We start from the raw sequence: 12158 nt of genomic DNA, 5'->3' as shown, positions 1-12158 counted from the left end.
GGTGTGAATGAATCTGCTGCGCGCCACGATTCCTTCACACCTTTTTGGCGCGTGCTTCTGCGCCAGGGGAAGCCAGGAAGTCCACCAGCTCGCCGACGGCCGGCTCGACCGCGCCAGCGCGCGTGGCGACCAGCAGGTCGCGCGAGGCCCACTCGTCCGACAGCGGCCGAACCCGCAGCTTCATGGGCGCGAGCAAGGGGCGGACCGCGTTGCGCGGCAGCACGGCGATGCCCAGCCCCGAGCTCACCAGGTGACACACCGCGTCGAAGCTGCGCACCTGCATGCGGATGCGCAGCGGCCGCCCGGCGGCCAGCGCCGCCTGCTGCTGCCTCAGCACCACGGCGGCGCCGTCGCTGAGGGTGATCCAGTCTTCGTCCAGCGCGTCGGCGAAGGGCAGGGCGCCGCGACCGGCCAGGGAGTGGCCCTGCGGCAGCACCAGCACCAGCTGGTCGTGCCGGAACACGCGGCACTGCAGGCCCTCGGTGTCGGGGCCTTCGGCGAACACGCCGACATCGGCCCGGCCTTCGCGCAGCGCCATCACCACGCCGGTGGACAGCTGCTCCTCCAGTTCGATCCGCACCTGCCGGGCCTGGCGGGCGTAGCGGGCCAGCAGCGGTGGCAGGAACTCGTTGATCGCCGCGGAATTGGCGCTCAGGCGGATGCGCCGGGCGATGCCCTGGCGCAGGTCGGACAGCTCGCCCGCGAGTTGCTCCATGCCCTGCAGCAGGCCCAGCCCGTGGCGGGCGAACACCCGGCCGGCGGGCGTGGGCCGCAGGCCGCGCCCGTGCCGCTCGAACAGCGGCTCGCGCACGGCGTCTTCCAGGTCGCGGATGCGGCGGCTGGCGGCGGCGAGGGCCAGGTGCGATGCGCGCGCGGCGGCGCTGAGGCTGCCATGCTGCACGCAGTCGACCACCAGGCGGATGGAGACCAGGTCGAATCGGGCGAGGTTGAAAAGCGCACTCATGGGCGGCGCGTACGATACGCGCCCCATGCAACTCCAGGACCTGTTGTTTTCCCAGGGATTCGGCACCCGCCGCGTCTGCACCGGCCTCATCGAGCAGGGCCACGTGCTGCTCGAAGGCGTGCCCTGCACCGACCCGTGGGCCGATGTCGAGCCGCAGGGCCTGCACTTCAGCGTGCACGGCGCGCCCTGGATCTACCAGCGGCAGGCCTACGTGGTGCTGCACAAGCCGGCCGGCACCGAGTGCTCGCAAAAGCCCTCGGCCTGGCCCAGCGTGTACACGCTGCTGCCGGCGCCCTTGCGCCAGCGCCCCAACAAGGGCGCGGTGAACGGCGTGCAGGCCATCGGCCGCCTGGACCAGGACACCACCGGCCTCTTGCTGCTCACCGACGACGGCAGCTTCATCCATCGCATGAGTTCACCGCGCCACCACGTGCCCAAGGTCTACGAGGTCGGCACGCGCGATCCGGTAGAGGCGGCGCAGGTGCAGCGCCTGCTGGACGGCGTGCGCCTGGAGGACGAGCCGCGCCCGGTGCGCGCGGCGGCCTGCGAGCGCACGGGGGAGCGCTCGCTGCGCCTGACCCTCACCGAAGGCAAGCACCACCAGGTCAAGCGCATGGTCGCCTCGGCCGGCAACCGGGTCGAGACGCTGCATCGGTCGCGCATCGGCCGCTTCGCGCTGCCGGCCGACCTGCCGCCGGGGCAGTGGCGCTGGCTCACGCTGGAAGAGGTCGAGCTGGCGGGGCGCAAGGACTGAAGCCCCCGGGGGGCGAATCAGTCGATCGTCTGCAGGAAGTCCCTGATCGCGGCCGTCGCCCGATCCGGCTGGTCGCGGTGCGGCGAGTGCCCGCAATCCGGCAGCACCAGCTTCTGCAGCCGCCCGGCCGTGGGGGCGATCTCGTCGATCTGGCGCAGCGTGCCGTACGGGTCCTGTTCGCCCTGGATCGCCAGCACCGGCGCGGTGATGCGGCGGCACAGCGGGCGAATGTCGAAGTCGCGGAACTCGCGGCTGAGCCAGATGTCGTTCCATTGCCAGAAGGCGCCATCCACATCGCGGTGGAACCGCCCCAGCCGCTCGCGCAGGTCGCCGCCCAGAAAGGCGTCGCGGGCCTGCTCGATCGAGCGCACCGACACGTCTTCCACGATGACGTGGGGGGCCAGCGCGACGCAAGCGGCTACCGGGTGTTCGGCCGCGTGGATGAGGGCGATGCTGCCGCCGTCGGAGTGGCCCACCAGCACCGGGCTCTGCAGTCCCAGCCGCGCCAGCAGGGCCGGCAGCACCTCGAGCGCCTCCCGGTGCAGGTAGTCGGCCCCGAGCCGGCCTTTGCCACGCACGTCGGGCACGCCATCGGATGCGCCGTAGCCGCGGCGCGAATAGACGATGCCCTGGCGCCCCGACTCGTGGCACAGCCTGGCCGGCCAGTCGCGCCACATGGCCACCGAGCCCAGGCCTTCGTGCAAAAAGACGAGCGGCGCATGCGCCGGGGCACCGGAGCTTCCCACCCGCTGTACCTCGAGCGCCACGCCGTCGATCACCGTGTGTTCCATCGCGCGATGTTACGGAAACGCCGCTTCTGCCGGGCTACACTGGCGCACCCCCACGCACCGTCCCAGCCCCGTGCTTCAACTTCGCCAGTTCGCTGTCTTCGTGGGGCTAGCCGCCTCCTTGTTCGCCAGCGCCCAGACGCCACCCGCACCGGCCAGGCCGGCTGCGGCACCGGCACCGGCTGCCACCCCTGCGATCGCCGGCCTGTCCGCGCCCGTCTTCGTGCTCAACTCCCAGGACGCCGACGTCAGCGTGATCGACGCGTCGGGCGGGGACTGGAAAGTGGTGCGCCGCATCGCCAGCGGCAAGGAGCCCCACCACCTGTACATGACGCCCGATGAAAAGTCGGTCATCGTGGCCAACGCGCAATCGGACACGCTCACCTTCATCGACCCGCGGACGGCCGAGGTCCAGCGCACCGTCCGCGGCATCATCGATCCCTACCACCTGCGCTTCTCGCCCGACATGAAGTGGTTCGTGACGGCCGCCAACCGGCTCGATCATGTGGACCTCTACCGGTGGGACGGCAAGGACCTGCAGCTGGCCAGGCGCATCCCCACCGGCAAGACACCCAGCCACATCTGGATCGACAGCCGCAGCACCACGGCCTTCGTCACCATGCAGGACAGCGACGAACTCGTCGCCATCGACCTGGCCACGCAGGCGCTCAAGTGGCGGGCCAAGACCGGCCCCATGCCGGCCGACGTGTTCGGCACGGCCGACGACCGTTTCCTGCTGGTGGGCATGACCGGCGGCGACCATGTCGAGGTCTGGGACCTCACCGGGCCGCAGCCGCGCGTCACCCGGCGCATCAAGACCGGCGCCGGCGCCCACGCCTTCCGCTCGGCCGGCGACCGCCGCCACGTGTACGTGAGCAACCGGGTGGCCAACACCATCTCCAAGATCGACCTGCAGTCCCTCGAAGTGGTGGACACGCTGCCGGCACCCGGCGGGCCCGACTGCATGGAGCTGGTGGCGGGCGGCCGGCTGCTGCTGGTCACCTCGCGCTGGGCCCGGCGGCTCACCGTGATCGACACCCAGACCCGGCAGGTGGTCCGCCAGGTGGCGGTCGGAAAGTCTCCCCATGGCGTCTGGACGCTCGACCACGTCCGGCATTGACCGTCGGCTGCTGGTCGCGGCGCTGCTGGCGGCGTGGCCGGCGGCCTGGGCTGCCGAGGGCTCCTGCGCCAAGCCGGTCTACCTGACCTTCGACACCGGCCACATGGACGTCGCGCCGCTCATCGCGGACGTGCTGGCGCGGCACCAGGTCAAGGTCACTTTCTTTGCCGCCAACGAGCGCACCAAGACCGGCGACGGCAGCCTGGGCGAGCACTGGGCGCCCTGGTGGCGTGCCCGTGCCGCCGAGGGCCACGAGTTCGCTTCGCACACCTTCGACCATGTCTACTGGCGCGCGGACCTGCCCGGCGGAGGGTTTCGGGTGCAGGCCTCGGCCGGCCCCGATCAGGGCCGCCTGCAGGACTGGACCGCCGCACGCTACTGCGCCGAGATCGACAAGGCCGCACGCCGCCTGGAACAGGTGACCGGGCGCAAGCCCCTGCCGCTGTTCCGGGCCCCGGGGGGCAAGACCTCGCCGCGCTTCGTGCAGGCCATGCGCGACTGCGGCTACGGCCACGTGGGCTGGAGCCCGACGGGTTTCCTGGGCGACGAGCTGCCGAGCCAGTCGCACCCCAATGCGGCCCTGCTCGACCAGGCCTTGCGCGGCGTCCGCCCGGGAGACATCCTGGTCGCCCACCTCGGCATCTGGTCGCGCAGCGACCCCTGGGCGCCGGCCGTGCTGGAGCCCCTGGTGGTCGGCCTCAAGAGCCGGGGCTTTTGCTTTCGCACCCTGCGCGAACATCCGCAGTGGCGCGACTGGATCGCGCGAAAGAGTTGAACGATGAGCTGGATCGAGGACGTGTTCGGGACGGCGCAGCAGGCGCTCTTCGAAGCCGTGGTGCAGCCGCTGCTGTTCGCGTTCGGCATGGGCAACCTGCTCGAAGACGGCTTCGCCGCCACGGGCTGGCTGCTGGTCGGGCTGCTGCAGCTGGCGGTGATGCTCGTGGTCATCGCGCCGCTGCAGTGGTGGCGGCCGGTCGAACCGATGCTCGACCGGCGGGCGGTGCGCACCGACGTCGCCTACACGCTGCTGCATCGGCTGGGGCTGTTCCGGCTGGGCCTGTTCTTCACGGTCGATCCACTGTTCGATGCCCTCTTCGGTACCTTGGGCGCGGCCGGTGTGGGCACCTTCCACCTCGACCAGCTCTGGCCGGGAGTGACCGATGCGGCGTGGGCCAGCCTGCTGATCTACCTGGTGGTGTTCGACTTCGCCGACTACTGGATCCATCGCGGCCAGCACGGCTGGCGCTGGTGGTGGACGCTGCACGCGCTGCACCACTCGCAGCGCCAGATGACGATGTGGAGCGACAACCGCAACCACCTGCTCGACGACCTGGTCCGCGATGGCCTGCTGGTGCTGCTGGCGCAGGCCATCGGGGTGGCGCCCGGCCAGTTCGTGGCCGTGGTCGCCATCACGCAGCTGAGCGAGAGCCTCTCGCACGCCAACGTCCGCCTGTGGTTCGGCAGCCTGGGTGAACGACTCTGGGTCAGCCCGCGCTTCCATCGCCTGCACCATGCCGTGGGCCTGGGCCATGAGGCGCGCGGGCCGGGCAGCCTGGGCGGCTGCAACTACGCCGTGCTGCTGCCGGTGTGGGACCTGCTGTTCGGCACCGCCAACTTCGAGCGGCGCTGGGAGCCCACGGGTGTGCGCGACCAGATCGAGCAGGGGCGCGACTACGGGAGCGGCTTTGTGTCCCAGCAATGGCTGGGCATCAAACGCCTCCTGGGCAAGGCCTGACTCACAATCCGCCTCCATGACCGCCACTTCAGAATTCGGCCTGATCATCGTCGGCGACGAGATCCTTTCCGGTAAACGCGCCGACAAGCACATGCCCAAGCTGATCGAGCTGCTGGCCGCCCGCGGGCTGCAGCTGTCGTGGGCCGAGTACGTGGGCGATGCGCCCGATCGCATCACCGCCAGCCTGCGGCGAGCCTTCGAGGCGGGGCATCCGGTGTTCTCTTGCGGCGGCATCGGTGCCACGCCCGACGACCACACCCGCCAATGCGCCGCTCGTGCGCTGGCGGTCGAGCTGGAACTGCATCCGCAGGCCGCGGCCCTGATCCGAGAGCGCATGCAGGACACCGCGCGCGAGCAGGGTGTGCCCTACGACCCCGACCGTGCCGACAACGCGCACCGGCTCAACATGGGCGTGTTCCCCCAGGGCGCCCGGCTCATCCCCAACCCGTACAACAAGATCCCCGGCTTCAGCGTGGCGCACGTCCACTTCGTCCCGGGCTTTCCGGTGATGGCCTGGCCGATGATGGAATGGGTGCTGGACCAGCAATACCGCCACCTGTTCCGCCAGCAGCCGTATCTCGAGAAATCCGTCATCGTGCACGGCTCGATGGAGGCCACGCTCACGCCGTTGATGGAAGCCGTGGAGCGCGACCACCCGGCGATCAAGGTGTTCAGCCTGCCCAGCGTCGACCATCCCCAGTGGGGACGCCACATCGACCTGGGCGTCAAGGGTGAGCCGGCCGACGTCGAGCCCGCGTACCGGCAGCTGCTGAGCGGCCTGCAGGCCATGAAACTCGACCTCGGCCCCGAGTTGGTGCGAGAGATCGGCCTCTCCACCCCGAATTAACCCTTATCTGCTCCAATTCGGTGCGCTGGCACCAGATTGGAGCGACCAGCTCGACCGCATGCCAGGTCGCGTCATGCACCAGCAGGTGGCATGAAAACTGCATCCCCGCCCCCGTCATTGATCAACCAACCATCGACCAGGAGAAACTGATGGCAGCCAAGACCGTCGCCGACGTGATGAAGATGGTGAAGGAAAACGAAGTCAAGTTCGTCGACTTCCGCTTCACCGATACCCGCGGAAAGGAACAGCACGTGACCGTGCCCGTCTCGCACTTCGACGAGGACAAGTTCACCTCGGGCCACGCCTTCGACGGCTCGTCGATCGCCGGCTGGAAGGGCATCGAGGCGTCGGACATGCTGCTGATGCCCGATCCCGACACGGCCAACATCGATCCCTTCTTCGAAGAGACCACGCTACTGCTCTCTTGCGACGTGCTGGAACCCGGTGACGGCAAGGCCTACGACCGCGACCCGCGCTCCATTGCCAAGCGCGCCGAGGCCTACCTCAAGGCCTCCGGCCTGGGCGACACCGCTTTCTTCGGACCCGAGCCCGAGTTCTTCATCTTCGATGACGTGCGCTGGGGCGCCGACATGTCCGGCTCGTTCGTGCAGGTGGACGAATACGAAGCCTCCTGGAACACCGGCAAGAAGATCGAAGGCGGCAACAAGGGCCACCGCCCCACCGTCAAGGGCGGCTACTTCCCCGTGCCTCCCGTCGACAGCACGCAGGACATGCGCGCCGAGATGTCGCTGATCCTCGAAACGCTGGGCATCCCGGTCGAGGTGTTCCATCACGAGGTGGCCGGCGCCGGCCAGAACGAGATCGGCACCCGCTTCAACACCCTGGTGCGCCGGGCCGACTGGACCATGCTGCAGAAGTACGTGATCCACAACGTGGCCAACGCCTACGGAAAGACCGCCACCTTCATGCCCAAGCCCCTGGTGGGCGACAACGGCTCGGGCATGCACGTGCACCAGTCGGTCTGGAAGGACGGCAAGAACCTGTTCGCGGGCGACGGCTATGCCGGCCTGTCGGAGTTCGCGCTGTACTACATCGGCGGCATCATCAAGCACGCCCGCGCGCTCAATGCCATCACCAACCCCGGCACCAACAGCTACAAGCGCCTGGTCCCCGGCTTCGAAGCCCCGGTCAAGCTGGCCTACTCGGCCCGCAACCGCTCGGCCTCCATCCGCATTCCCTTCGTGGCGAACCCCAAGGGCCGCCGCATCGAGGCACGCTTCCCGGATCCGCTGATGAACCCGTACCTGGGTTTCGCCGCGCTGCTGATGGCGGGCCTGGACGGCGTCGAGAACAAGATCCACCCGGGCGAGGCCGCCACCAAGGACCTCTACCACCTGCCGCCGGAAGAAGACGCGCAGATCCCGACCGTCTGCCACAGCCTCGACCAGGCGCTGGAGTACCTGGACAAGGACCGCGCCTTCCTGACCAAGGGCGGTGTGTTCAGCGAGGCGATGATCGACGCCTACATCGAGCTCAAGATGACCGAGGTCACGCGCTTCCGCATGACCACGCACCCCATCGAGTTCGACATGTACTACAGCCTCTGAGGCCGATGCGCCGGCGCCTCGCGGCGCCCGGCCTGCGTGAAAAATGGGCGGTCCGGGCCGCCCGTTTTTCTTTCCGGCAGGGGCATTGCTTCGCTGCTGAAGAGTTCAGCCATACTTGCCCGCCATGAGCCCGAGCCGCCTGAGACCCCCGATGAACCACGCACTTGTCCTGTTCTCTCTGCTGGCTGCCGTGGCCACCGCCGCCCAGGCGCAGACCCGCGTCTATCGCTGCGGCAACACCTACACCAACGACGCCGCCGAGGCCCAGTCCAAAGGGTGCAAGCCCATCGAGGGCAACAACTTCACCGTGATCGAAGGCACCCGCGTGCAGACCCCGCCCACGCGCGTGGTGGCCCCGGCCAGCGCCGCGCAGCCGCAGCAGGCCGCGGGCAGCCCGGCGCCGAACCGGGTCGACAGCAGCGAGCAGCGCGCGCGCGACGCCGATGCCCGCCTGATCCTGGAGACCGAGCTGAAGAGGGCCGAGACACGCCAGGCCGAACTGCTCAAGGAATACAACAACGGCGAGCCCGAGAAGCTGGGCCCCGAGACGCGCAACCACCAGAAGTACCTGGACCGCGTGGCCGAGCTCAAGGCCGCCATCACCCGCAACGAAGCCGACATCGCCGGCATCCGGCGCGAACTCTCCCGGCTGACCGCTTCCCGCTAGACCTCCCTTGACCCCAGAGCCCACCGCCGATCCCCTCCCTTCCTTCCAGGCCTTCGACCAGTTGGCCACCCTGGTGGCGGTCGTGGGGACGGATGGCACGGTGCGCTTCGCCAACGCCGCACTCGAAGACGCGCTGGGCCTGTCGCGTCGCAGCATCGAAGGCTCGCTCCTGCCGCAGGTCTTCACCGACCCGCAGCCGCTGCACCGCGCCCTGGAGGGTGCCCGCAGCAACGATTTCGCCGTCCTGCGCTACGAAGCCGCCCTGGTGCGGCACAGCGGTGAGCCGTTGGCGGTGCATGTGGTGGTGGTGCCCACCGAGCGACTCGGCGAGGTGGTGGTCGAGATGCTGCCGCTGGAGCAGCACGCGCGCCAGGAGCGCGAGGAACGCCTGATCGGCCAGGCGGAGGCCAACAAGGAGTTGATCCGCAACCTCGCGCACGAGATCAAGAACCCCTTGGGCGGCATCCGCGGCGCGGCGCAATTGCTCGAGATGGAGATCGACTCGCGCGAGCTCAAGGAATACACGCAGGTCATCATCCACGAGGCCGACCGGCTGCAGACCCTGGTGGACCGGCTGCTGGCGCCGCACCGCAAGCCGCACGTGGTGGGCGACGTGAACATCCACGAGGTCTGCGAACGCGTGCGCTCGCTGATCCTGGCCGAGTTCCCGCGCGGGCTGAAAGTCGTGCGCGAGTACGACACCTCGCTGCCCGAATTCCGCGGCGACCGCGAGCAACTGATCCAGGCCGTGCTCAACGTGGCGCACAACGCCTGCCAGGCGCTGTCCGAGCGCATCGAAGCGGGCGATGCCGAGCTCGTGCTGCGCACGCGCGTCGCGCGCCAGGTCACCTTCGGCAAGCAGCGCTATCGTCTGGCACTGGAATTGCATGTCATCGACAACGGACCCGGCGTGCCTCCGGCCATCAAGGACCGCATCTTCTACCCGCTGGTGTCGGGCAGGGAAGGCGGCTCCGGCCTCGGGCTCACACTGGCTCAGACCTTCGTGCAGCAGCACCATGGCCTGATCGAGTGCGACAGCGTACCGGGCCGGACGGATTTCAAGATCCTGATTCCGTTGCCTTGAACCGCATGACCTGAGGGAAGAACACGCATGAAGCCGATCTGGATAGTTGACGATGACCAATCCATCCGCTTCGTGTTGGAAAAGGCCTTGATGCGGGAGGAGCTGCCCACGCGCAGCTTCACCAACCCGCGCGAGGTGCTGCAGGCCCTCGATTCCGACGACGACGGCGATGGCCCGCAGGTGCTGGTCAGCGACATCCGCATGCCGGGCGGCTCGGGCCTGGATCTCCTGGCCCAGGTCAAGCAGCGGCTGCCGGGCTTGCCGGTGATCGTGATGACCGCCTTCTCCGATCTCGACAGCGCCGTCTCCGCCTTCCAGGGCGGCGCGTTCGAGTACCTGCCCAAGCCCTTCGACTTGCCCAAGGCCATCGAGTTGATCCGCCGCGCGGTCGACGAGAGCCGGCGCGAGCAGGTGGCCGAGGAGCGCATGGTTGCCGCGCCCGAGATGCTGGGCCAGGCGCCCGCCATGCAGGACGTGTTCCGCGCCATCGGCCGGCTGTCGCAAAGCAACGTCACGGTGCTGATCACGGGCGAATCGGGTTCGGGCAAGGAACTCGTGGCCCGCGCACTGCACCGCCACTCGCCGCGCGCGAGCGGGCCCTTCATCGCGATCAACACCGCGGCCATTCCCAAGGACCTGCTCGAATCCGAACTCTTCGGCCATGAGCGCGGCGCCTTCACCGGGGCGCAGACCATGCGCCGCGGCCGCTTCGAGCAGGCCGAGGGCGGCACGCTGTTCCTGGACGAGATCGGCGACATGCCGTTCGACCTGCAGACGCGCCTGTTGCGGGTGCTCTCCGACGGCCACTTCTACCGGGTGGGCGGCCACAGCGCCGTCAAGGCCAACGTGCGCGTGATCGCGGCCACGCACCAGGACCTGGAGCAGCGGGTCAAGGACGGTGGCTTTCGCGAAGACCTGTTCCACCGACTGAATGTGATTCGCCTGCGGCTGCCGGCCTTGCGCGAGCGGCGCGAGGACGTGCCGATGCTGGCGCGCCACTTCCTGCAGCAATCGGCGCAGCAGCTCGGCGTCGAGCCCAAGCGCATCTCGGACGCCGCACTGGCCCGGCTGTCGGTCTTCGCCTTCCCGGGCAACGTGCGGCAGCTGGAGAACATCTGCCACTGGCTCACCGTGATGGCGCCGGCCCAGGTGATAGAGGCCAAGGACCTGCCGCCGGAGGTGTTGGCCGCCATCCCGGAGACCGGCTCCGCGCCCGAACCGGTGCCGCTGATCGAGGCGTTGGCGCCGCTGGCCGCAACGCCTCAGGCGCCCGCAGCGCCGGTGCTTGCGCTTGCGGCGCCAGCCGGCAGCGGCTGGGAAGCGGGCCTCGAGGTCGAGGCGCAGGCCCTGCTGGCCAGCGGCCGGCACGACGTCTGGGACACCCTCACGCGCCGGTTCGAGTCACGCCTGATCCTGACCGCGCTGCAGAGCACGCGTGGTCGTCGCATCGAGGCAGCCCAGAAGCTGGGCATCGGGCGCAACACGATCACGCGCAAGATCCAGGAGCTCGGGCTGGAGGATTGACCCCCCCGAAGCGGCCCGTTGGCCGAGCCCCCTGAATCCCCCCAGGGGGCGCAACCAGCGGCCCGGCGAAGCCGGTTCCGCGGTAAGCAAAGGCCCACCCCCGAAGCGGCTTGCGCCGCTTCCCCCTCAAGGGGGCGCAACCAGCGGCCCGGCGAAGCCGGTTCCGCGGTTGCCGCTGGAACGGCCCTTCGACAGGCTCAGGACAGGCCTGCCGCTGCGCGGCGGCCTCTGGGCGCCTCTCGGTCTGGCCCTGTCCTTTCAGCCCAGCTCGATCGTCACGGGGGCGTGGTCGCTGGGTTGCTTCCATTTGCGCGGGGCGCGGTCGATGTGGCAGGCGCGGACCTGGTCGCGCAGGGGCTGGCTCACCAGGATGTGGTCGATGCGCAGGCCGCGGTTCTTCTGGTAACCCAGCATTCGGTAGTCCCACCACGAATAGCTCTTCTCGGGCTGCTCGAACAGGCGGAAGCCGTCGACCAGGCCCAGATCGAGCAGCCGCTTGAAGTGGTCGCGCTCGGGCGTGCTGTGGTGGATGGTCTCGCGCAGGCCGTCGGGGTCGTAGGAGTCGCGGTCCTCCGGAGCGATGTTGAAGTCGCCCAGCAGCACGAGCCGGGGGTGCCGCTCCATCTCCATCTTCACGTGCTGCTGCAGGCCGTCCAGCCACGCCATCTTGTAGGCGAACTTGTCGGTGCCCGGCGCCTGCCCATTGACGAAGTAGCCGTTGACGAGGCGCAGTTCGCCCAGCGGACTGTCGACCGTGGCGGTGACCACGCGCGACGACTCGTCCTGGAATTGCGTCATGTTGCGCACGACATCGCGGACCGGTGTGCGGCTGAGGATGGCCACGCCGTTGTAGGTCTTCTGTCCGAAGACGGCGCAATGCTCGTAGCCGGCCTCGTGCAGGGCCAGCAGCGGGAACTTGTCTTCCGTGAGCTTGAGTTCCTGCAGGCACAGCACGTCCACGGGATTGCTGGCCAGCCAGTCCAGCACATGCTGCAGCCGTGCCGCGAGGGAGTTGATGTTCCAGGTGGTGATCTTCATGCCGGTGTCTTCGGGTGCCGGCGCAGTTTAGTGGCTCGTTCGCGCAGGCCCCGCGGCCCCTGGTGGCTC

At 69.1% G+C, this 12158-nt stretch carries 12 protein-coding genes; 9 read left to right on the top strand and 3 right to left on the bottom strand.

Features of this window, described 5'->3' with window-relative positions; genetic code table 11:
- Positions 1-34 precede the first annotated feature (34 nt).
- Positions 35-964: a LysR substrate-binding domain-containing protein gene (locus JI739_RS22845; RefSeq protein WP_201686333.1), complete on the bottom strand. Its 930-nt coding sequence runs from the start codon at positions 962-964 to the stop codon at positions 35-37.
- A 25-nt stretch (positions 965-989) separates the two neighbouring features.
- On the opposite strand from JI739_RS22845, the gene JI739_RS22840 reads away from it, so the two are divergent.
- Positions 990-1718 carry a pseudouridine synthase gene (locus tag JI739_RS22840; protein ID WP_201686332.1) on the top strand — a complete coding sequence of 243 codons (729 nt, stop codon included), beginning with the start codon at positions 990-992 and terminating at the stop codon, positions 1716-1718.
- 17 nt (positions 1719-1735) lie between these two features.
- On the opposite strand, the gene JI739_RS22835 is transcribed toward JI739_RS22840, so the two are convergent.
- The gene (locus tag JI739_RS22835) at positions 1736-2509 is read right to left on the bottom strand and encodes an alpha/beta fold hydrolase (RefSeq protein ID WP_201686331.1); all 774 of its coding nucleotides are present in this window, start codon (positions 2507-2509) and stop codon (positions 1736-1738) included.
- A 100-nt stretch (positions 2510-2609) separates the two neighbouring features.
- On the opposite strand from JI739_RS22835, the gene JI739_RS22830 reads away from it, so the two are divergent.
- The 8 genes from JI739_RS22830 (at position 2610) to ntrC (ending at position 11051) form a co-directional block, all read left to right on the top strand.
- Positions 2610-3626: a YncE family protein gene (locus JI739_RS22830; protein WP_435531637.1), complete on the top strand. Its 1017-nt coding sequence runs from the start codon at positions 2610-2612 to the stop codon at positions 3624-3626.
- The gene (locus tag JI739_RS22825; RefSeq protein ID WP_201686329.1) at positions 3592-4401 is read left to right on the top strand and encodes a polysaccharide deacetylase family protein; all 810 of its coding nucleotides are present in this window, start codon (positions 3592-3594) and stop codon (positions 4399-4401) included. The genes JI739_RS22830 and JI739_RS22825 overlap by 35 nt, the downstream gene beginning before the upstream one ends.
- 3 nt (positions 4402-4404) lie before the next feature.
- A complete protein-coding gene (locus tag JI739_RS22820; RefSeq protein ID WP_201686328.1) occupies positions 4405-5361 on the top strand; it encodes a sterol desaturase family protein in 957 nt (318 codons plus the stop codon).
- Positions 5362-5377: 16 nt separating this feature from the next.
- A complete protein-coding gene (locus tag JI739_RS22815) occupies positions 5378-6208 on the top strand; it encodes a competence/damage-inducible protein A (protein ID WP_201686327.1) in 831 nt (276 codons plus the stop codon).
- A gap of 149 nt (positions 6209-6357) precedes the next feature.
- Complete coding sequence (glnA, locus tag JI739_RS22810) at positions 6358-7776, top strand: type I glutamate--ammonia ligase (RefSeq protein WP_201686326.1); 1419 nt, start codon at positions 6358-6360, stop codon at positions 7774-7776.
- Positions 7777-7927: 151 nt separating this feature from the next.
- A complete protein-coding gene (locus JI739_RS22805) occupies positions 7928-8443 on the top strand; it encodes a hypothetical protein (protein WP_201686325.1) in 516 nt (171 codons plus the stop codon).
- A 7-nt stretch (positions 8444-8450) separates the two neighbouring features.
- A complete protein-coding gene (gene glnL / locus JI739_RS22800; RefSeq protein ID WP_201686324.1) occupies positions 8451-9527 on the top strand; it encodes a nitrogen regulation protein NR(II) in 1077 nt (358 codons plus the stop codon).
- A 27-nt stretch (positions 9528-9554) separates the two neighbouring features.
- Positions 9555-11051, top strand: a complete 1497-nt coding sequence (ntrC, locus tag JI739_RS22795; RefSeq protein ID WP_201686323.1) for a nitrogen regulation protein NR(I) — start codon at positions 9555-9557, stop codon at positions 11049-11051.
- Between the two features lie 258 nt (positions 11052-11309).
- On the opposite strand, the gene xth is transcribed toward ntrC, so the two are convergent.
- On the bottom strand, positions 11310-12089 hold the full coding sequence (xth, locus tag JI739_RS22790; RefSeq protein ID WP_201686322.1) for an exodeoxyribonuclease III: 780 nt from the start codon (positions 12087-12089) through the stop codon (positions 11310-11312).
- Positions 12090-12158: the final 69 nt, after the last annotated feature.

Source organism: Ramlibacter aurantiacus, assembly GCF_016722895.1.
Classification (GTDB): Bacteria; Pseudomonadota; Gammaproteobacteria; order Burkholderiales; family Burkholderiaceae_C; genus Ramlibacter; species Ramlibacter aurantiacus.
Note: the sequence above shows the minus strand (reverse complement) of the source record. Positions and strands in the feature narration are given on the sequence as shown.